Below are 18,665 nucleotides of genomic sequence, written 5' to 3' on the forward strand. Positions count from 1 at the left end.
ATGATCTCGCACTCTGCATTCTCGACAATGATGATCTTCGGGACGCGCGTGACGGCCGCTTCGAGAATTGAGACCCTGCCGTCTGCAAAATGGTGAATCAGCATGCGAGGAGTAAGTTTCCCACATGCTATCAGTGCTTGAGAGGAGTCGAACCATCGATCCATTCCGTCTGTTCGCTAAGGCAGGCGCTCGCCTTGGGCAGCATCCCTTCATCTCCTGGTGACCGTTTCAATCGAAAGGACTGTCGAGATATACCCGATCCACGAGCTTCAGGCTGCGATCAGGCTGCAAGATGTAGGTCTCGCGTACCCGTTCGCCCCACTGATCCGTGAATATGTGGGGGACGATGCTGCCGACCGGTGACTTTTGTAACCGTTGGCTCGGCTGCCCGCCATAGGTGATACTTCCGGGAATAGGCTTCAGTCCCTCCTGGCTGGCTTGACAGGCCGCAAGTATGCCCGCCAAAAACCCAACGACGACCATTCTTTTCATCGCATCCTCCAATTTTGTTTGGGCACACCAAACCACATGGTCGGCAAAGAGGTTCCATCACGCGGAACCTTGCGTCAGCCTACGAATTTAAGCCTGAACGCTTTCCCTGTATGTGCCGCTTGCCTGATGGGTTTACGGGCTCGTTAGTTGTCCAGTGCAGATCGACTGTGTTCGCATCTACTGAAAATTCCGTGCCCTCATCTTCAACGTATCAATAAGCCGATCCGGCTCATAAATCTCCCGCACCTTCATGACAGCCCTCTCCCGCGAATCCGGGCTGCCAGGCGTCCATGCGCGAACTCGTCGACGCGACCAGTCGGCAGCCTGAAGGCCTCATCGCGATCGGCAAGGCCAGAGAGATCGGATGTCAGATCGAACAGCTGCTGGGCCACCAGATGCACCACCTCCCCTTCCCGTTGGATGCGTCCGTTAATCGCCATCATCGAGGATCCGAGCACGATACGACGGCGTCGCTCGAAGAGGTTTGGCCAGACGACGACATTGGCGGGTCCGTCCTATCGCCAATGTTCAACGTCGTTGCGCTCCTCCGTCATCAGCGCAGCGGCCGTGAACAAGCACAGGCGTTGAAAATCCGCACCGCAGCACGCGCGCGCATCGGCGCCGAAAAATCCGGCGAAGTCATGCAGGACGCGATTTCAGCAATGGAGGCCATCTCGAAATCCTCGGGCGAGATTTCCAACATCATCGGCGTCATTGATGATATAGCGTTCCAGACGAACCTGCTGGCGCTCAATGCCGGCGTCGAGGCGGCGCGGGCGGGTGACGCCGGCAAGGGCTTTGCCGTCGTCGCGCAGGAAGTCCGCGAACTCGCCCAGCGCTCCGCCACGGCGGCAAAGGAGATCAAGGCGCTCATTTCCACATCCGGCCAGCAGGTCGGCAGCGGCGTCGATCTCGTCACCAGAACGGGGCAATCGCTGCAGCAGATCGTCAAGGAAGTCGAGGAAATCGAGCGCAATGTACGGGCGATCGTCGAGGCTGCCCGCGAGCAGGCGACCGGCTTGCAGGAGATCAATACGGCCGTCAACAGCATCGACCAGGGAACGCAGCAAAACGCCGCCATGGTCGAGGAGTCCACCGCGGCAAGCTACAGCCTTGCCAAGGAGGTGACGGCGCTGAACGAGCTGCTCGGACAGTTCAATCTGCAGAAAGGGCGCTCGCCTGCAAGACCGGTCGCAGCCACCGAACGTTCCAACCCCACCGCCTCGCCTGCGCGGGCGCTGCGCTCCAAGATCGCCGGCGCATTCGGACGTCCCGCTACAGCGGCAGCGGCAGCGACCCTCCTGGGAAGAGTTCTAATTCTGGGACTGACGTCAGTTTTTGGACTCGTAGCGACGATTTGCTGATCATTCGAAGCAGGATCGGGGGCGATCATCGACTGCGGCGAGACAGCAGATTATCAGGTGAGGCTTACCGCGGCAGGCGAATGTGAGGCGTCAGGCATGACATTTCGAGATGAGCTCGTTCGCATCGCGCTTGCTTGGCAAGACGAATATGGAATGGCACCGTCCATCATGTCCGCGATCTCTGGCTATGATGCGGCGGTTATCTGAAAACCCGCAAGTGGGACAACAAGACTGTCGGCAAGATCCTTGCCTGGATGGACGCAAACCAGGGCACCAACGAGGAGGGCGCCAAGTACTTCCTCCAGACCCATCCGGACCTCTGGATGAAATGGGTTTCGCCTGACGTGGCGGAAAAGGTTAAGGCGTCCCTGTGATAAGTCTGCATTGAAGCCACCGCCGCATTTGGAAGTTGATTCGGACCTTTTTTGACCGATCTGGCCATGCACAATGCGGCGCAGCTTCCCCCACTGACTGGTCGCCACGACCATTCGGCAGCCTGAAGGTCTCGTCACGATCAGTAAGGCCGTACAGATCGCCTGTCAGCTCGAGGAGCTGCTGGGCGACGAGATGCACGACTTCCCCTTCCCGCTGAATACGGCCGTTGATCTCCCTTATCGAAGACCCCAGCACGACACGCCGGCTCTTCTCAAACAGAGTCAGCCATACCACGACATTGGTCGAGCCTATCTCGTACTCGATGGTAATGGGCAAGACGCCCTTGGCCGACCCTGCCTTTGCCGCACAAGCACCAGGCCCGCCGTTTGAACCCAACGGTCGTCCCGTGCAGTCATCGCGTCGGCACAGGGATGATGTTGAGCTCCGAGAGGTCCTTGCGAAGGAAGGCGACCGGATGCTGCCGCAGCGTCGGCGCGGCATGACTGTACGCGCCGAACCCACTCCTAGTCGTTCAAAAGAAAGCTTGACAATAGGAGTATATGCTCTTATTTCGTCCTGCATCGAGAGCATATGCTCTTATTATTTGGAGAGATGATGATGAGCGAAGCAGCAAACATTCTAGTCAGTGGCGCAACCGGACGCACAGGCGGCGCGGCGGTCGACGAGTTACTGAAGATGGGGAGAAAGGTTCGCGCCTACGTCCGCTCGGATGACGAACGCGCGGAAGCTCTGCGCGGCCGAGGCGTCGAAATCGCCGTTGGCGACTTCACGGACATCGACCACATTCGTTCGGCGATGGAAGGCGTAAATTCGGCCTACTTCCTGCATCCCATCGCACCGGGAATCCTGAGCGCCGCCGCATACTTCGCGCAGGCGGCCAAGGAAGCGGGCGTCACCGCGATCGTCAATATGTCGCAGATTTCGGCCCGCCGAGAGTCGACTAGCCATGCCGCGCAGGATCACTGGGTCTCGGAGCGCGTATTCGACTGGTCGGGGGTAGCGACGACCCATCTGAGGCCGACGTTCTTCGCCGACTGGCTCGTCTATCCGCACTTCGCCAAGGAGATCTGGGCCTCGAAGAAGATCGAGTTCCCGTTCGAGAACGGCCGCCACGCGCCGATCAGCTCCGACGACCAGGGCCGCGTGATCGCTCATCTTCTGGCAAACCCCGAAGGTCACGACGGCAAGACCTACACGCTTCACGGACCGGTGGAGATGAACCACGCCGAGATCGCCGCCGCGATGAGCGATGTCCTCGGCACGAAGATTGAATACGCGCCGACCTCGATCGAGGCTTTCAAAGATAAGATGCAGAACCTGTACAAGTTTCCGCCCTTCCTGATCCAGCACCTCGTCGAAGTCGCGCAAAACTACCGCGAAGGCATATTCGCCGGCACCAACGACGTCGTCGAGCGCGTAACCGGAACACCTGCGCTATCGGTTCCGGAATTCATCGCCAAATATCGCGGCGCCTTCCATTGAGGTGAACGAGGGAGAACGACAATGTCGAATACACATGAAGTACGACATCCTTTCCTTGACGACCTGACCGAGGACGCGGAGCTGATCAGCTCCGTCCTGCGCGGTCCGGTGGTGGGCCGTGAAAGGATCCGCGAGGTCGTGGACGCCGTGGGCAAGTTCTATGTCGAGCAGAAGCCGACCTTTCTCGGCGCCGTCGGCTCGCGGACGCTTCTCGAATACGAAGCGAAGTTGGCGAGCGGTGAAGGTCTCAATGCGGTCGCCGTCGTCGATCGCAATCCTGACGGGACCGTCTCGCGCGTCAGCGTCCGAATGGGTCCCGTCGATGCCGTCGTGGCGCTCGCCAACCACCTTCGTACGGCGCTGTCCGGGCAGTTGCCGGATGAACTTTTTCTTTAAACCGTAACCCTCGATCTACGTGCTGGAGGCGAGCCTTAGATCTGCAAATCAAGGAGAAGTGTCATGGAAATCAGAAACTCAACGATCTTCATCACTGGTGCCAATCGTGGCCTGGGCCTCGCCTTCGCCCGCGAGGCGGTCCGCCGCGGAGCGAAGAAGGTATACGCCGGCATGCGCAATACCGGCGGCTTCGACGAACCAGGCGTTGAACCAATCCGCATCGACGTCACCGATCCCGTGACGATCGCCGCCGCGGCCGAAACGGCCGCGGACACGACGATACTGATCAACAACGCGGGTATTGCGGCCCTGATCGATAATCCCCTCGCTATGGACTTCGAGACGCAGTCGAAGTCCCTATTCGACACCAACTACTACGGTCTGGCGCGGGTCACGCAGGCGTTCGAACCCGTTCTGTCAAAGCAGCCAAAAGCGGCGATCATCAACGTCCTTTCGGACATCGTCTGGCTGCCGCGACCCTACCTGACGCCGTATGCCGCGTCCAAGGCGGCGGCCTGGAGCTATACCAACCAGGTGCGGTTCCACCTCGCTGATCGCGGCATCCAGGTACTTGGACTCCATGTCGGTTTCCTCGATACCGATCTGACGAACGGCATCGACGTGCCGAAGACCAGTCCCGCCGATGTCGCGATCCAGACCTACGACGCGCTTGCTAAAGGCAAAAGCGAGATCATGGCGGACGAGGGCACGATTCTGCTAAAGAGCACGCTTGCAGACGATGTGCCCGGCTACATCACGCCCCCGGCCGGATTATTCTAAGCCACCAAGCTTGGCGAATGCTTGGCGTCTTCGGCAACTTGCTGAAGACGCCGCTCTAGTGGAGTTGAAAGGAAAGACAATGTTGTCGACAAACCAACCTTTGGGAATAGACCAGTGCAACTGCAATGCCATGCGGAGAGCGAGCCGACAGATCACACGACTGTACGACGCTCACCTGGAGCCGGCCGGCCTGCGTATTACGCAGTTTCTCATCCTCGCCGCGCTCGCAGAGGCAGAGAGCGCGACGGTCAACATGCTGGCCGAGCGGCTCGACGTCGAACGCACGGCGATGGGCAAGATGGTCGGAACGCTGGAGAGGGACGGCTTCGTGACAATGAATCCATCGCCCACCGACGGCCGCTATCGGGTTATTGAGTTAACGCGTGAAGGTCATGCTTTGCACCACAAGGCATCGCCTCTTTGGAAGGCAGCACAGCAAGAGTTCGCGAAGCTCAACGGCACGACCCGCGTCGCCACACTCAGGAAGGAACTCGATGCCCTCGCCGTGGAAGACGGATTAGAGCATCCGGATCTTTGATGACTCAGGCTGCGCGGTGCTATTGTAGCCGCGCCTACCATGCCCAGCGGGATGAATTTCGTTTGCTCTTGATGAGAATCGCACCCGTCGAAACGTTGATTATTTGTTTCTAAGAGACCTGTGCATGGGTATTTGTAGACGTCTGTGATTGCTGATGATTCAATGCCTCTGTCGAGAGATAGAGATTTGGTAATGAGTCGTCGCCGAATAGGACAGGAAGCATTCGGATTTGCCGTTGATCGATGTGCAATATCTTCCCTCCACGATCTCGTCCGGCTGATCGATTGGGACCCGGTCGATGAAGCGCTCAGCGTTGTCTCGTGCGCCGGCAAGGGAGAGCCCGCCTGCCAGCCATCGGCTCTGTTCAAGGCGATGCTTTTGTCGATCTGGTATGATCGTTCGGACGTGAAGCTTGCCGAGGCACTGGATGATCGAGCCTCTTTCCGACGGTTCTGCGGTTTTTCCCGATCCGAGCCGACGCCGGAGCGGACAGCGTTCGTCCGGTTTCGAAAGGCCCTTATCGCCTATGCCTGGACAAGACCTTGTTCGATGAGGTCACGCGCCAGCTCAAGGCCAAGGCGATCGAGGTGAAAACCGGTACACTTGTCGATGCGACGATCATCGCGTCTATCAGCGAGGCCGCGACAAATGCCCTACATTTGCGCTTTGATGACGAGGGCCACTGGGTCAAGCATAAGGGTCGCCGAGCAGTTCATGGCTTCTAGGCCCTCGTCGGTGCCGACGCCGATATGGCTCTTGTCGAGGAGATCGCCGTCACGCCAGCCACACGACAATTGCCTTGCATTTGCGCTGACATCAACGACGGTAAGGCTGGTCCTGATGCGCTGCCGGAGAACCCCGGCGACGTTTATGCCGATAGCGCATCGCGGTAACCATTTCGGCAAAGCGGTCATCGCCAAAGGCAGTATCCCGCGCGTTGTCGCCACCGGTATGTGGGGGCGCGACGAAGCCGAAATACGGTCACGCCTTGAGGCCTGGAACCAACCGATCCACCGCATTCGTGGCCGCATAGAGAAGATCTTCGGCACCTGGAAGCGAAGCTATGGTCTGCGCCGAATGCGCTAGCGAGGCCTGGCGAAGGCAGGTGTTCAAATCCGCCTGACCGCCATCGCCTACATATGAAACGCAGTTTGAAGATCGTTGCAGCAGTTGGGTAGGTGACAAACGTCACGCCCTGCCAACGGTCGCCGGTCCAAGTCGGGCGTGCCGATGCGCCTGGCAGGCTTTCTATTCCAAGACAATGCAGCAAATTCAACTGGAAAGCATACCCGCGCACAGGTCTCTCAAGCAAATTTCTCGGAGCTATCGGTTCGGGCCGATTTCATAATCAGAGCCAGTTGTCGAAAGAATCCAGCCTGACTACCGGTCAAGGACGGGCAGCCGAACCGTTTGCGGACTCTCTACCGCCATTTGAGAATCCAGGACTTAAATTCGCTGCACACTCTTGCTGGGATTGGTCTGGAGAGTGTCTTGAGCAAGCACAAGGCTTGCTGGCGGCGATCTGTCCTCATCACCAGTAATGACGGCGGACAGATATTCGAGAGCGTTCGAAATTCCGTTCATCGTGTAAGGCTTCTCGATAGCGCCAATCGCGCCCGCGAAGTCCGGCGGCAGCTTCTTGATATTGCCGCTGACGAAGACGTACGGGATACTCCTTTCAGCCAGCGCTCGCCCAAAATCGATTCCCCTCGGACCGTCCTGCAACTGGATGTCCACAAATGCAAATTCCGGTGGAGACGTTTCCAAAAGTTCCAGTGCTTGAGCGCCACTTGCCGCCTGTCCGACAACCGTATGACCGGCAGCCTCGATCTCCCATTGGAGCTCCATCGCAAGCAACATTTCGTCTTCAACGATCATGACTTTCAAAGCAGTATTTCCTTCTAGCTTTCAACCCGTAAAGTGAGGTCCACGGTTGTGTGCCGCCCCTCGCGCTTTCGATCTATCATGGCACCAACTTGCAGCGCCGATCTGTCAAGAATCAGCCGGCCCAATTCTGAGCTCACCTCATCGGGAGACACGGGTTCTGATATGTCCTCCACCCTGATAAGGAGGCGGTCGTTGAAGCGCTTGACGACAACATGAATGTCGCCTCCGCTGTCCCTGATCCCACGGCGGAGGGCGTCGCCGACCAGCTCGTTCACGATAAGTGCAAGCGGCGACGCCTTTGCCGCCGGAACATAAGCCGTCGAAATATCGAGTGTCAGTCGTATATCATCACGCTTGATAGCTCCGAGCAGGTCCAAAACGAGCTCATACACGAAATCACCCAAATCAAAGCGAGTGACGTCGTTGGTTGTAAAAAGCTTACGCTGGACAATGCTTATTGCTTCGATTCGGTTGAGCACGGACATCAGGGCATTTTGCTGGCCATGGTCCCCCGTCAACCTCAATTGCATCTTGACGATCGAAGCCATGGTCAGAAGATTGTTTCTGACACGGTGATCGACTTCGTGAATCAACACGGTCTTTGCCGCAAGTGCGGCGCGCAAATCGTTGGTGCGATCTCTGACCTCTTCTTCGGCTTGATGACGGGCTGATGCCAGATCCGCTTCCCTGCTTTTGATGTTCGTGAAGTCGAGTTGCGAAGCGAAGAAATAAATAATCCGACCTTGGCGGTCCCAAACGGGGCTGATGAACAATGCATTCCAGAACGCGCTGCCATCCTTCTTATAGTTCAAAATGTCGACGGAGACACCGCGCCCGCCGGCAAGTGCATCGCGGACGGCAGCGACAGTCTCCCGACTCGTCCCTGGACCTTGCAAAATTCGACAATTGCGCCCGATCAACTCGTCGTTCGAATATCCCGTTAACCGTTCGAAGGCTCCGTTGCAAAAGATGATCGGATTGTCAGGTTGATTGGGGTCAGTAATAATCATCGGCATACGCGTTGCCTTGAATGCCGCGGCGAAAGGGTCTTCGCTCGAATGAGCCGCTACAAGCCGTTCACCAGCTTGCCTTGCCTCTTGCTGATCCTGATCTCGGTCCATAATACTCGATCCCTTGTCTAGAGGAGCGAAATTGGGGATAGCCGATTAATTTTAACAGTATTGCCCTTCCGATTGCGCGAACAAATCCTCTGATACGTCACCCCGATATGTGACTAACGCTAAGATTAATCCTTAGCTTCTCTCTCAATCAAGTGTACATCCAGGATTTGCCTTTTTTTGAGGCGCCCCGATATTGACGTTTCAATCAGAATTATTCCGTCTCCACCCGAATACTACCGGGTCTACTCTCCGTTGAACTCCACAACCGAAATGACTAGAACGAATTATTGTTCCGAACAAACGATTTGAGGCCTCTCCCCTTAGCAGTCGGTCAAACGCAATCAGATGCCGGCAAAAGGCGCGAGCAATCTGCCGAAAAATCCCTTAAAGCGGACATGTCCTTCGATAGCTGCCAGGGATATGCACTCACCGTCGCTGCCGATCACCGGGCTATGATCCGTCTCATCATCACCCTCGACGAAGTCACCCGGCTCGTAACGATTATTGCCATCCGAAAACGATCCTTTCAAAACCTGCGTCACCTCGAGATCCGTATGCCCGTGCGCCGGCATGTGCTTATTCGCTTTTACCTTCAGCAGGATCACGTTTGCTTCTGGTGCGTGAGGCACGCGAATACGGCTAAGCCTGACTCCCGGCCCTACGGGGCGCCAGGGACCAACTTCGCAACCAGCCAATGGGCTCGGAAGAATGATGCCATCGACGGAAGCCCGTGATCGACGCGGCGCGATATGGCTGGGATTCCCGTCTTGATCCAAACGCGCAAGCGTTTGTTCGAGAGCTCCAGGAGAAAGCGCCTGTGGTTCCGTCCGGATCAGCATCTCCCCGCCAACGGCCTCGAACGTAACTACACGCCTCTGACAGAAGGGGCAGCCACTCAAATGAGCGGCAACGACGAGTGAAGGACCGGCCGGCAACGTGCCTGCAGCAAAACGCAGGAGAGTCTGATCGCTGGGATGATGCTTATTCGTCATAATGTTTCTTCCAGCATGTCCCTAAGTTTTCCAAGTGCACGCCTGATACGAGACTTCACAGTGCCAAGCGGCAAATCCAATTCCCTTGCAATTTCAGAGTGAGGACGATCACGGAAAAAGGACAATCTGATGATCTCTTCCTGTTCGGAACTCAGCGCTTGAAGCGCGGCGCGAACCTTTTCCTCGTCCGCCCTGATAAACAAAATCTCCTCAGGCGTGGGTTCAGCGGCCTGCATGACCTCAGTTTCGTCACCATACGACTGATTTGACGATTTTGATTTCCGCTGAAAATCAATCCGCAAGTTGCGGGCGATCGTGAAAATCCATGTCATCGCATTGGCACGCGCCGGATCGAAATAAGTCGCCTTGCGCCAGACCACAAGCATCGCCTCCTGGGCGATTTCTTCGGCAGTTTCAGCCGTCGAGCCCGAGCGCATCATGAACGCCTTGATCTTGGGCGCCGCGAAATTGAAGAGCTCGGCAAAGGCCTGACGATCCTGACGGATTGCTATCGCCAGAACAAGTTGATTGACCGCTTCTCGCGACAATGGATCGTGCTCGTGCAAAGTCGTCACCGCTCGTCTCCTTTCGAAGGAGATGATGCTGTTCTGTTTGCCACGGCTATCGATAGGCGGTGCTGAAACATACATGCGCTTTCTACGATGGGCAATGCCGCATGGATCCCATGATCCGATCCAGAAAAATCCACGTATCAGATTTGAAGAGCAGGAACAAAGGCTTCGGTTTGGGAAACGCCGTGCAGGAAGCGGGCGAGAAGAGAGATCATGATGCCGCGAAAAACAGTGAACCAACAAAAGCCTTTGCTGAAGGCCGGCCTCGCGGTGACCCCGGTCATCTTAACCCTTGTTCTCGGACAGTGGGCGACCTTGCCGAACATTGAGGGTTGGTATGCCGGCCTTGCCAAGGCCGCATTCAATCCACCGAATTGGATCTTTGGGCCGGTCTGGGCAAGCCTCTATGCACTTATGTCCTTTGCGGTCTGGCGCATATGGATACTTCCAGGTGATCAACCGCAAAAGTCGGCGGCGCTCATTTGCTTTTATCTGCAACTGGCGCTCAATGCCGCATGGTCATGGGCGTTCTTTGCGCTTCATAGCCCGCTACTTGGGCTTATCAACATCGTTCCGCAATGGATTTTAATCCTCCTCACAATCCTCAAGTTTCGCCTCCTCGACCGGATCGCTGCTTACAGCCTTGCGCCTCTCGCTGTTTGGGTTGCCTTCGCGATAGCGCTCAATTTCGAAATTTGGCAGCTAAATCGCTGAATGTGCAAGCTGTCGCCAACAACAACGCATACCTGATCCTCAGCCATGTGTAAGAGATCCGAGGAGGCGCGCCGTTACCGCTTGCCCACAACCGGCGGCAATGCCTGAGACGATCGTACCCCAACATAGATCGGCCAAGGTCAGAACAGTCGACCAGTTCCTGAGTGTCGCCTGATTGGTCAAATCATAGGTAGCATAAGCCGTAAGGCCGAACATCGCCCCGCACACTATAGCAGTCTGGATCGACTCCCCGATCAGCCCCGGGCGAACAGCGAGAACCGTAAGTCCAAACGCATAAATCAGATAGAAGGCGATGGCAGGCGCGAGCCGGAAGTCAGCTGCAAGCATGTCTGCCATTACAGGCCGGTAAAGACGATCTGTCATGCTGTTCAACCAGATAAAATCGATAGCGACGAACACGACCAATGTGACAACATAGGCGACGACATAAGTTTTCACCACATTCTCCATAGCGGCCTTCCTTCGGTCGATCAGCGGATGCGTGTCCAATCGACGCCCCGGCAAATCAGGCCGGCAATAACACAACCCCTCGTGGACATGCGATCGCCATCCACTTTCACTGTAATCCGGTAGCTCAAATCACGTTGGGGATCGAAAGCCTCGCCGGAATAGAAGCCATCTTCATTGGGCTTGATCGTCATCACCAGCTTGTCACCAGCCCTTTCACTTGGCGTTCCCGGCTTGATCCAGGTATTTGTTGCACAGATGTCCGATCCGCAGGGGGCAACTCTCACTTTGGCGTTGCCATCTGCCCGAGCCCATAGGCCCTCGATTCCGGCCGCTTGCGCATTAGTTGCGGACGCTGCGGCCAGGTAAACAATCGCTCCAATCATCGCTCTCATGCCTGGATCTCCTTTTAACCGCCGACCTTCATGCGTGCTCAAGTGTATAAAGTCCGACGTCGATGCTCCCCTCCTCAAAGCCGGCTTCGCAATAACAAAGGTAGTAGTGCCAAAGGCGCCGGAATCGCTCGTCAAAGCCTAGGGCCGCAATGGCAGGCCAGCGCGCATGAAAACGGGTGCGCCACTCAAGAAGCGTCCGTGCGTAGGATTGGCCAAAATGCTCTCTTGCCGCGAGTCTGAAGCCCGCCTTTGCAACAGCTTCCTCCAATGCGGGATCGGAGGGCAGAAAGCCACCGGGAAAAACATACTTCTGGATGAAATCCGAGCCGCGCCGATAGGCATCAAAACGCTTTTCATCAATTGAGATCACCTGCAGCACAGCCTTGCCACCTGGTCTCAAACAACGTTTCAACGTTGCGAAGTATTCCAGCCAATAGGCTTCGCCGACTGCCTCGAACATTTCGATCGAAGCGATCCGATCGAACTGACCTTTAAGATCACGGTAATCTTCCAGGCGCAGGTCCACCAGCTCTGTCACGCCGGCATTCGCGGCCGCCTGCCTCGCCCAGGTAAGCTGTGAGGGTGACAAAGTGATACCGGTCACCTTGGCGTTGGCACGGGCCGCCATGAATACGGAAAGAGCACCCCAGCCGCAGCCGATTTCCAACACACTCTGGCTAGGATCGAGCGCAAGATTTTTGAGAACTTGCTCAAGTTTTTTTTGCTGGGCGGCTTCGAGAGTGAATGTTGAATCGTCAAAAATTCCCGAGGAATACAGCATCGTGGGGTCGAGCCATTGGCTGTAGAAATCGTTGCCGAGGTCGTAATGTGCCTCGATATTGCGACGGCTGCCATGCTTCGTATTGGCATTGAGAAGATGTTTTGCCCTATTGAAGAACCGCATTGTGGTGCTGCCTTCGATAGCCGGCGCTAATGCTTCGATGTTTTTGGCCGCGAAGCGGATGACTGCGGTCAAATCGGGAGTCGTCCAGTCCTCATTGATGTAGCTCTCCGCAAAGCCGATATCTCCCGCAAGCATCAGGCGAGGCAACAGGCGCCAACGCCGCATGTTGATGATAGCCTCCGGCCCTGGTTCAGCGCCGTACTTTTCAACGATCTGCCCTGATGGCAACGAAATCCTCACGTGGCCGTAGCGAACGTCGCGCAACAAGCTCATAAGAAGGCGGCCGACAAGACCAAACCTCTCAGTCCTATGGGACGCACGCATCGAAGCGCCGGAGAATTCGTCAAAATGGCTCATGAACTTCAACCTTGGAATTGCGTGTTTTCCCGTCAGCGGGAGATGGACTAAAAAACGAAACGGGACTTTCGGGAGGAAGGGGGCGTATGCGCAAACCGATACCTTTCAGCCAGATCTTGAGCGCTTCCCAATGAATGCCTCCGACAACACGAAGTGTGAGAAAAGGGATGGCAAAAAATGCCTTTAGCAATGCGCCGTCCGTAAGCTCGCTGCGACGGGCGATATGCCTGGCTGTGAGTACCGGCCCATCGCGATCGAAAGTCTCGATTCGGATGGAAAGAACGTTGGTTGGGGGCGACACGCGGAACTCATACCGCAAATCCATGTCCATAAAGGGCGAGACGTAGAAGGCCTTGTCGCATCGCTGAATAATTTGCGATCCGTCGTTCGCCTCCACCGGGATCATATACCCATGGCGCTCACCGAACGTATTGTCCACTTCCCAGAGGATGGCTTTGAGCGACGCATCCTTCGAGTAACAGAAGAACACACTGAGCGGATTGAAAGCCCAACCAAACAGTCGCGGCATCGTCAGCAACCGCACCGGACCGCCATCCGGCTCAACCCCAGCGCGACGCATACTCCTCTCGACCTGCTTCTTAAGATCGTCCCCTGATCGATCGCCCCTATCCTTGCTATAGAAAGAAAAAAAGTTGAAGCGATCTATGGAAAGAAGGCGGAGCCGCCGATCGATCTGGTCAAGCTCATCAAGATCGAGCAGCAGAGAATAGATCCTGTAGATCAGCTTGTGCTGCTTCGGCCTTACACGAGCATGCGTGACCAGGCCGGAAAAGAGTGCAGATTGAAGGTCCGCGCTCATGCGGTAACCTCCACGTCCAACGACAGCTCGGCGAAGCGATCAATCGGCTTGCGCACGATCCGGGAACTTTCCTGCGGCACCTGCCAGGGTCGCCGCAAGCCGCCAAGATCCTCGGCAACCGCAAGGCCCGCCTGAATGCCGTCCTCGTGAAAACCCGCGCCGAAATGCGCGCCGCAGAACCAGGTATTGCGGACACCTTGAAGCGACCAGATTTCCTTCTGTGCGCGATCGGTCAGGAGATCGAAAACGGGATGTTGATATGTCTCACGGCAGATGACCGTTTCCTCCTTCGGCGCCCGTCGCGGATTAAGCGTGACGAAGGTCGGCGGTGCCGCATCCAACGGCTGCAGCCTGTTCATCCAATAGGTGATGCAAGGCTGAATTGGCCCATCCCGCGTATCGGCCACGTAGTTCCAACTGGACCAGGCAGCGCGCCGTTTCGGCATGAGCGAGACATCGCTGTGCAGGACCGCTTCGTTCCGCGAATAGCGGAAGGCACCCAAAATACGTCTTTCCTCGGTGCTTGCGTCCACAAGCATTCGAAGCGCCTGGTCAGCATGGGTGGCTATCACCACATCGTCGAAGAGTTGATGGCCGCCGGTGCCGTCCTCAAGCTCTACGCGCTGTGATCCGCGCTTTATCGACTTTACTGGCGTCGACAACCGGATGCGGTCGAAAAAGCTGTTGGTCATGCGGGCAACATATTCGCGGCTACCACCCCTTACAGTGCGCCATACAGGGCGGCCCCATAGATTGAGCAAGCCATGATTGTTACAGAAGCGGACAAAACTTGCCGCTGGATAAGCGCCGATCTCCATAGCCGGGGTCGACCAGGTCGCAGCCGCCATCGGGTAGAGATGGTCGTCGCGGAAGGCGCAGCCGTAGCCGTTGCGGCAGAGATACTCATCAAGCGAAATGCCGTCCATGTCGGGCAAGTCCCGCGGAGCATTACGGTAGAAGCGCAACAGATCGCGCATCATCGACCAGAAACGCGGGCTGACGATATTCGATTTCTGCGCGAAGAGACCAAGCCCGGTGCCGCCGGAATATTCATAGGCACCGTCGTCGATCGAAACGGCAAAGGACATGTTGGAGGCAGCCGTCGGCACGCTGAGCGCGCGGAACAAAGCCGTCAGATTGGGATATGTAACCTCGTTGTAGACGATGAAGCCGGTATCAACAGAGACAGGCCCTGAGGTGCTTTGGAAGTTAACCGTGTTACTGTGGCCACCGACGCGATCGCTGGCCTCGAAGACGGTCACATCGTGCCGCTTCGAGAGGAGCCAAGCAGCCGAAAGTCCCGAAATACCGCTGCCTATGACCGCAATGCTCAGGCGGCGGCCGCCTTTTCGATCGTAGTGACCCATAAAACCCTCGTCTCCCGCAATAAGCTCTTGGCTTTCAAGACAGATACGGAGGGCGGCGGCTGCTGGTTTCGCACAAAGAGAGATTTTTTCGAGTAGCACGAAACCGGTTCAACCGACCGTCCGTAAATAATGCATAGAGACACAAGAGCGCATCAATGCGAGCGAACGGATGGATTGGTTTCTTTTAGCTCTCGTGGTTGTCGGCATATCGCTGGCGATGGCCGGCGCCTGGATCGTGCAGCGGACAACCGGCATGAGTGGGTGGATCGACACCATTTGGTCTGCGGCTGTGGGCTTGGGCGGCATCTTCACTGCTTGCTGCGCAGACGGTCCGTTCTCGCGCCGGATGATGGTGATACTCATCGTGGCAGCCTGGGCGCTGCGGCTCGCCTGGCATATTGGAGTTCGCACCAAAGGCGGCGGAGAAGATCCGCGCTATGCCAAACTGATGAAGGACTGGGGCGCCAGTGCCGGCTCACGGCTCTTTATCTTTCTGCAGGTTCAGGCGCTTGCGGCTTTCGTCCTCGTATTCGCAATCTATCTCGCGGCGATGAATGACAAGGCCTATCCGGCAGTAACGGATTGGCTTGCCGTGTTACTTGCCGCCACGGCTCTCGCCGGCGAGACAATTTCGGACGCACAGCTCGCCCGATTTCGTCGGAGGCCGGAAGCCAGGAGTGAGGTGTGCGAGACGGGGTTGTGGCGTTATTCCCGCCATCCCAACTATTTTTTCGAGTGGCTGTTCTGGTGTTGCCTTCCACTATTCGCCGTCACAAGCTCGCCTACGAGTTTTCTATCGCTGCTCGCACCGGCGTTGATGTATTGGCTGTTGGTGCATGTATCCGGAATTCCCCCGTTGGAAGAGCATATGCTGCGCTCGCGCGGCGATAAATTTCGCGCTCTACGGCAGCGCGTGAACGCCTTCTTTCCGGGCCCCCGCAAAACCGAATTCGTTTCCCAAGGAGAATAGTCTATGAATATGATGGCATTTGCGATCAACGCCGCAGAGCGCACACCGCTTACGGACAGCATGACGCTGGCTGGAATAGATTTTCTCTGTGCACGCACGAAACACCGCCTATCGACGACTTCGCAAGATGCTGAAAATATGTTTGTCGAGGCAATGGGCAATTTTCCGATAGCGACGCATACCGATCAAGCCAATCGCCAGCATTATGAAGTCCCGGCGGAATTCTTCAGCCTGACCCTCGGGCCTCAACGAAAATACTCCTGCTGCCTTTATCCGAACCCCCATACAACGCTGGCGGAAGCCGAGACCTATGCACTTGCCGAAACTGTAGAGCATGCCGAAATCAAAGATGGAAACAGTATCCTGGAACTGGGTTGCGGCTGGGGTTCACTGTCGCTCTATCTTGCACAGCAATTTCCCAATTCGCGAATTACATCGGTTTCAAACTCCGCCTCACAACGCGAATACATTCTCGCCATGGCGCACAAGCACGGTCTTGGCAATCTTACCGTCATCACGGCAGATATGAACGGCTTTACGACCGAGGGACGCTTTGATCGTGTGATCTCGGTCGAGATGTTCGAGCATATGTCCAACTGGCGCACCTTGCTGGAGCGTGTCCGCGCATGGCTCAATCCGCAGGGCAAGCTTTTCCTCCATGTCTTCACCCACAAGGACCGCTCCTATCGCTTCAACCATCAGGATCCGGCCGACTGGATTGCCCGTCATTTCTTTACCGGCGGTATTATGCCGGCACATGATCTGCCGCATCGCTTTGCCGACCTGTTTTCAGTCGAACTGGAATGGCGCTGGTCCGGGACGCATTACCGCCGGACGGCGCTCGACTGGCTCGCCAACTTCGACCGCGAGATCGATCGTATCCAGCCGATCTTCGCTAAAGTCTATGGCAGGGACAGCGCGCTCTGGCAGCGCCGCTGGCGGCTCTTTTTCCTGGCCACCGCAGGCCTGTTCGGCCATGATAAGGGTCATGTCTGGGGGGTAGGCCACTATCTTCTGAGGCCGGCGGAATGAGGCAGCCGGCGCTGGATCCAAGGACTGGGGCAACGGTTACCATTGCCTGGATTATCATAGCCAATAAACCCTTCTATCCATTTTATGTCTGGTGGCTGGTTGGCGATGGCGTAGCGACGTCAGCTATAACGCTCGCCGCGATTCCCTTATTTTTGGCGATCCCATTGGTGGCCAGAAAATCGCCGTTCAGTGCTCGGTTGGCGCTGCCGCTGATCGGCACGGTCGATACAGTATGCGAATCCGTCCTTTTCGGAAGAGCGTCTGCTACGCTCCTATTTCTTGCACCCTGCATGGTGCTGACACTGGTTTCGTTCCAACCCGATGAGAAATGGTGGCAGCGGGGTGTCGCCTGCTTCATCTTCATCTGTTTCGCGATATGCTGGTGGAGGCTTGAAGAGCCCGTCTTTCCGTGGACTAGCAATCAAATCGCTACCCTGTTGAGTATCAATGTTTTCGCAGTCGCCAGTCTGATGACGTTTATCGGCATACGTTATGCCGGGACATCGCCCGAAAGCACGTCTTTCTAAACGAGCTGGGCTTAGGCGTAGCGATATAGAATTCTTCAACAATCGCAATATTCGAAGCTCTTGAAGGAATGCGAACTTCAGTGCAACAGAAAAAGCGAGTTCGACGCGCGTTTGAAACTATGAACCTTTGACGGGATTGGGTTTGCAAACAGCGTCATGACCAGATGGGCGGCGATCCGATAAAGGCCTTGAGCCTGTCCGTGAACACTCGAACCTTCGCCGATGGCTCATGGAGCGCGCGCAGGAGGTGGATGCCCGGAAGCTTGCCGTTCCATGCCTCGTCGTCCAGCGGAATGCGGATCAGTTCGCCTGCCTTGATTGACGGTCCTGACACCCAGGCCGGAAGCAGGGCGATCCCCATTCCAGCGATCGCCGCACTGTTCAATGCCTCGAAGTCGTCCGAGCGGAAGGTGACGCGGTCGCACACCTTATCGCTGGCCGGGCTGCCCAGGAGATCCGACCAGCCCAGCAGATCATTGCCGTGAAGCTTGTCGAGCAGTCTGTGCCTTTTCAGGTCGTCTGATGACTGTGGCGTCCCCAAGCGTTCGAGGTAGACCGGGCTTGCGGCCAAGACCCGCGTCAGAGGCGCGATCTTTGTGGCGATTAGCGAGCTGTCCTGAAGCTCCCCCATGCGGATGACCAGATCGAGTCTTTCGGCCACGGGATCCGCGAGGCGCTCCGTCAGATCGAGTTCCACCCTGAGAGCTGGATATTCGGACATCAACGGACCCAGGATCGGAATGACGTATCGTTTGCCGAACGTCGGGAAACAGGCAATCCGCAGGGTGCCACCGACAGAACCGTCGAACGCGGCAACTTCGGCATGGGTGTCGGCCAGGTCATCGAGCAGACGCTGGGCACGGTCATAGAGATGCCGGCCCGCATCGGTCATGGAAAGGGCCCGGGTGGAACGAACCAGCAGTCGAACGCCAAGATCCTGCTCGAGCGCATCGATCTGGCGAACGATCGCCGAAGGGGTTACCGCACGCCGACGGGACGCAGCTGAAAAGCTCCCGGAGCGGACAACCTCGACGTAGACGGCCAGATGTTCGGCAAAACGTGGATCTCTCATCTTTGCCTACAGCGCAAAA

At 56.7% G+C, this 18,665-nt stretch carries 22 protein-coding genes and 4 pseudogenes; 13 read left to right on the forward strand and 13 right to left on the reverse strand.

Annotated features, from left to right (window positions below; translation table 11 throughout):
• Positions 1-228 precede the first annotated feature (228 nt).
• A complete protein-coding gene (locus tag FBZ99_RS22805) occupies positions 229-492 on the reverse strand; it encodes a hypothetical protein (protein WP_145634953.1) in 264 nt (87 codons plus the stop codon).
• Between the two features lie 177 nt (positions 493-669).
• Positions 670-1,004 (reverse strand): annotated as a pseudogene (gene dnaE2, locus FBZ99_RS22810) (error-prone DNA polymerase); the annotation flags it as partial.
• 90 nt (positions 1,005-1,094) lie between these two features.
• On the opposite strand from dnaE2, the pseudogene FBZ99_RS22815 reads away from it, so the two are divergent.
• A pseudogene (locus FBZ99_RS22815) lies at positions 1,095-1,809 on the forward strand (methyl-accepting chemotaxis protein); the annotation flags it as partial.
• A gap of 247 nt (positions 1,810-2,056) precedes the next feature.
• Positions 2,057-2,230, forward strand: a pseudogene (locus FBZ99_RS22820) (ABC transporter substrate-binding protein); the annotation flags it as partial.
• Here the strand turns inward: FBZ99_RS22820 and FBZ99_RS33575 are convergent.
• A pseudogene (locus FBZ99_RS33575) lies at positions 2,214-2,739 on the reverse strand (hypothetical protein); the annotation flags it as partial. The pseudogenes FBZ99_RS22820 and FBZ99_RS33575 overlap by 17 nt on opposite strands.
• Before the next feature lie 110 nt (positions 2,740-2,849).
• Here FBZ99_RS33575 and FBZ99_RS22830 point away from each other — a divergent pair.
• The 7 genes from FBZ99_RS22830 (at position 2,850) to FBZ99_RS33590 (ending at position 6,534) form a co-directional block, all read left to right on the forward strand.
• Entirely contained in the window at positions 2,850-3,734 is an 885-nt protein-coding gene (locus FBZ99_RS22830; protein WP_145634956.1) for an NmrA family NAD(P)-binding protein, read from the forward strand.
• 21 nt (positions 3,735-3,755) lie between these two features.
• On the forward strand, positions 3,756-4,130 hold the full coding sequence (locus FBZ99_RS22835) for a hypothetical protein (RefSeq protein ID WP_113396208.1): 375 nt from the start codon (positions 3,756-3,758) through the stop codon (positions 4,128-4,130).
• A 63-nt stretch (positions 4,131-4,193) separates the two neighbouring features.
• Positions 4,194-4,910: an SDR family oxidoreductase gene (locus FBZ99_RS22840; protein ID WP_145323509.1), complete on the forward strand. Its 717-nt coding sequence runs from the start codon at positions 4,194-4,196 to the stop codon at positions 4,908-4,910.
• A 79-nt stretch (positions 4,911-4,989) separates the two neighbouring features.
• Positions 4,990-5,448 carry a MarR family winged helix-turn-helix transcriptional regulator gene (locus tag FBZ99_RS22845; RefSeq protein WP_145634959.1) on the forward strand — a complete coding sequence of 153 codons (459 nt, stop codon included), beginning with the start codon at positions 4,990-4,992 and terminating at the stop codon, positions 5,446-5,448.
• A 372-nt stretch (positions 5,449-5,820) separates the two neighbouring features.
• Positions 5,821-6,039, forward strand: coding sequence for a transposase (locus tag FBZ99_RS33580; RefSeq protein ID WP_233788756.1), 219 nt, complete (start codon positions 5,821-5,823; stop codon positions 6,037-6,039).
• Positions 5,991-6,173 (forward strand): hypothetical protein, encoded by a 183-nt coding sequence (locus FBZ99_RS33585; RefSeq protein ID WP_210386789.1) that lies wholly within the window; start codon positions 5,991-5,993, stop codon positions 6,171-6,173. The genes FBZ99_RS33580 and FBZ99_RS33585 overlap by 49 nt, the downstream gene beginning before the upstream one ends.
• Positions 6,174-6,318: 145 nt before the next feature.
• A complete protein-coding gene (locus FBZ99_RS33590) occupies positions 6,319-6,534 on the forward strand; it encodes a transposase (protein ID WP_246661177.1) in 216 nt (71 codons plus the stop codon).
• 360 nt (positions 6,535-6,894) lie between these two features.
• Here FBZ99_RS33590 and FBZ99_RS22855 read toward each other — a convergent pair whose 3' ends face one another.
• From FBZ99_RS22855 to FBZ99_RS22870, 4 genes are all read right to left on the reverse strand, one after another.
• On the reverse strand, positions 6,895-7,335 hold the full coding sequence (locus FBZ99_RS22855) for a response regulator (protein WP_145634962.1): 441 nt from the start codon (positions 7,333-7,335) through the stop codon (positions 6,895-6,897).
• Between the two features lie 14 nt (positions 7,336-7,349).
• Positions 7,350-8,459, reverse strand: a complete 1,110-nt coding sequence (locus FBZ99_RS22860; RefSeq protein WP_371865535.1) for a PAS domain-containing protein — start codon at positions 8,457-8,459, stop codon at positions 7,350-7,352.
• Positions 8,460-8,797: 338 nt separating this feature from the next.
• Positions 8,798-9,448, reverse strand: a complete 651-nt coding sequence (locus tag FBZ99_RS22865) for a ChrR family anti-sigma-E factor (protein ID WP_145634965.1) — start codon at positions 9,446-9,448, stop codon at positions 8,798-8,800.
• Positions 9,445-10,023 (reverse strand): sigma-70 family RNA polymerase sigma factor, encoded by a 579-nt coding sequence (locus FBZ99_RS22870; protein WP_233790131.1) that lies wholly within the window; start codon positions 10,021-10,023, stop codon positions 9,445-9,447. The genes FBZ99_RS22865 and FBZ99_RS22870 overlap by 4 nt, the downstream gene beginning before the upstream one ends.
• A 210-nt stretch (positions 10,024-10,233) precedes the next feature.
• Between FBZ99_RS22870 and FBZ99_RS22875 the strand changes: the two genes are divergently transcribed.
• Entirely contained in the window at positions 10,234-10,734 is a 501-nt protein-coding gene (locus FBZ99_RS22875; RefSeq protein ID WP_233790129.1) for a TspO/MBR family protein, read from the forward strand.
• A gap of 39 nt (positions 10,735-10,773) precedes the next feature.
• On the opposite strand, the gene FBZ99_RS22880 is transcribed toward FBZ99_RS22875, so the two are convergent.
• The 5 genes from FBZ99_RS22880 to FBZ99_RS22900 are packed head-to-tail and all read right to left on the reverse strand — an operon-like array spanning position 10,774 to position 15,045.
• Positions 10,774-11,193, reverse strand: coding sequence for a DUF2177 family protein (locus FBZ99_RS22880; RefSeq protein ID WP_186450343.1), 420 nt, complete (start codon positions 11,191-11,193; stop codon positions 10,774-10,776).
• A gap of 32 nt (positions 11,194-11,225) precedes the next feature.
• Positions 11,226-11,597, reverse strand: a complete 372-nt coding sequence (locus tag FBZ99_RS22885; RefSeq protein ID WP_145634970.1) for a DUF2147 domain-containing protein — start codon at positions 11,595-11,597, stop codon at positions 11,226-11,228.
• Positions 11,598-11,625: 28 nt separating this feature from the next.
• Complete coding sequence (locus tag FBZ99_RS22890; RefSeq protein ID WP_145634973.1) at positions 11,626-12,858, reverse strand: SAM-dependent methyltransferase; 1,233 nt, start codon at positions 12,856-12,858, stop codon at positions 11,626-11,628.
• A complete protein-coding gene (locus tag FBZ99_RS22895) occupies positions 12,845-13,678 on the reverse strand; it encodes a DUF1365 domain-containing protein (protein WP_145634976.1) in 834 nt (277 codons plus the stop codon). The genes FBZ99_RS22890 and FBZ99_RS22895 overlap by 14 nt, the downstream gene beginning before the upstream one ends.
• Positions 13,675-15,045, reverse strand: coding sequence for an NAD(P)/FAD-dependent oxidoreductase (locus FBZ99_RS22900; protein WP_145634979.1), 1,371 nt, complete (start codon positions 15,043-15,045; stop codon positions 13,675-13,677). Before FBZ99_RS22900 ends, FBZ99_RS22895 begins: the two co-directional genes overlap by 4 nt.
• 169 nt (positions 15,046-15,214) lie before the next feature.
• Here FBZ99_RS22900 and FBZ99_RS22905 point away from each other — a divergent pair, with 169 nt between their 5' ends.
• The 3 genes from FBZ99_RS22905 to FBZ99_RS22915 are packed head-to-tail and all read left to right on the forward strand — an operon-like array spanning position 15,215 to position 17,574.
• Positions 15,215-16,015: a DUF1295 domain-containing protein gene (locus FBZ99_RS22905; protein ID WP_113396217.1), complete on the forward strand. Its 801-nt coding sequence runs from the start codon at positions 15,215-15,217 to the stop codon at positions 16,013-16,015.
• Between the two features lie 3 nt (positions 16,016-16,018).
• Complete coding sequence (locus FBZ99_RS22910) at positions 16,019-17,047, forward strand: SAM-dependent methyltransferase (RefSeq protein WP_145634982.1); 1,029 nt, start codon at positions 16,019-16,021, stop codon at positions 17,045-17,047.
• Positions 17,044-17,574, forward strand: coding sequence for a hypothetical protein (locus tag FBZ99_RS22915; protein ID WP_113420108.1), 531 nt, complete (start codon positions 17,044-17,046; stop codon positions 17,572-17,574). The genes FBZ99_RS22910 and FBZ99_RS22915 overlap by 4 nt, the downstream gene beginning before the upstream one ends.
• A gap of 154 nt (positions 17,575-17,728) precedes the next feature.
• Here the strand turns inward: FBZ99_RS22915 and FBZ99_RS22920 are convergent, their stop codons facing one another.
• On the reverse strand, positions 17,729-18,646 hold the full coding sequence (locus tag FBZ99_RS22920; protein ID WP_113420109.1) for a LysR family transcriptional regulator: 918 nt from the start codon (positions 18,644-18,646) through the stop codon (positions 17,729-17,731).
• Positions 18,647-18,665: the final 19 nt, after the last annotated feature.

The organism is Rhizobium sp. ERR 1071, assembly GCF_007828675.1.
GTDB classification, from domain to species: Bacteria; Pseudomonadota; Alphaproteobacteria; order Rhizobiales; family Rhizobiaceae; genus Rhizobium; species Rhizobium dioscoreae.

Bases quoted from the DNA above. Each gene is read 5' to 3' on its own strand.
- FBZ99_RS22805 (WP_145634953.1), bottom strand. From the start codon at position 492: ATGAAAAGAATGGTCGTCGTTGGGTTTTTGGCGGGCATACTTGCGGCC.
- FBZ99_RS22830 (WP_145634956.1), top strand. From the start codon at position 2,850: ATGAGCGAAGCAGCAAACATTCTAGTCAGTGGCGCAACCGGACGCACA.
- FBZ99_RS22835 (WP_113396208.1), top strand. From the start codon at position 3,756: ATGTCGAATACACATGAAGTACGACATCCTTTCCTTGACGACCTGACC.
- FBZ99_RS22840 (WP_145323509.1), top strand. From the start codon at position 4,194: ATGGAAATCAGAAACTCAACGATCTTCATCACTGGTGCCAATCGTGGC.
- FBZ99_RS22845 (WP_145634959.1), top strand. From the start codon at position 4,990: ATGTTGTCGACAAACCAACCTTTGGGAATAGACCAGTGCAACTGCAAT.
- FBZ99_RS33580 (WP_233788756.1), top strand. From the start codon at position 5,821: ATGCTTTTGTCGATCTGGTATGATCGTTCGGACGTGAAGCTTGCCGAG.
- FBZ99_RS33590 (WP_246661177.1), top strand. From the start codon at position 6,319: ATGCCGATAGCGCATCGCGGTAACCATTTCGGCAAAGCGGTCATCGCC.
- FBZ99_RS22865 (WP_145634965.1), bottom strand. From the start codon at position 9,448: ATGACGAATAAGCATCATCCCAGCGATCAGACTCTCCTGCGTTTTGCT.
- FBZ99_RS22875 (WP_233790129.1), top strand. From the start codon at position 10,234: ATGATGCCGCGAAAAACAGTGAACCAACAAAAGCCTTTGCTGAAGGCC.
- FBZ99_RS22885 (WP_145634970.1), bottom strand. From the start codon at position 11,597: ATGAGAGCGATGATTGGAGCGATTGTTTACCTGGCCGCAGCGTCCGCA.
- FBZ99_RS22890 (WP_145634973.1), bottom strand. From the start codon at position 12,858: ATGAGCCATTTTGACGAATTCTCCGGCGCTTCGATGCGTGCGTCCCAT.
- FBZ99_RS22895 (WP_145634976.1), bottom strand. From the start codon at position 13,678: ATGAGCGCGGACCTTCAATCTGCACTCTTTTCCGGCCTGGTCACGCAT.
- FBZ99_RS22900 (WP_145634979.1), bottom strand. From the start codon at position 15,045: ATGGGTCACTACGATCGAAAAGGCGGCCGCCGCCTGAGCATTGCGGTC.
- FBZ99_RS22905 (WP_113396217.1), top strand. From the start codon at position 15,215: ATGGATTGGTTTCTTTTAGCTCTCGTGGTTGTCGGCATATCGCTGGCG.
- FBZ99_RS22910 (WP_145634982.1), top strand. From the start codon at position 16,019: ATGAATATGATGGCATTTGCGATCAACGCCGCAGAGCGCACACCGCTT.
- FBZ99_RS22915 (WP_113420108.1), top strand. From the start codon at position 17,044: ATGAGGCAGCCGGCGCTGGATCCAAGGACTGGGGCAACGGTTACCATT.
- FBZ99_RS22920 (WP_113420109.1), bottom strand. From the start codon at position 18,646: ATGAGAGATCCACGTTTTGCCGAACATCTGGCCGTCTACGTCGAGGTT.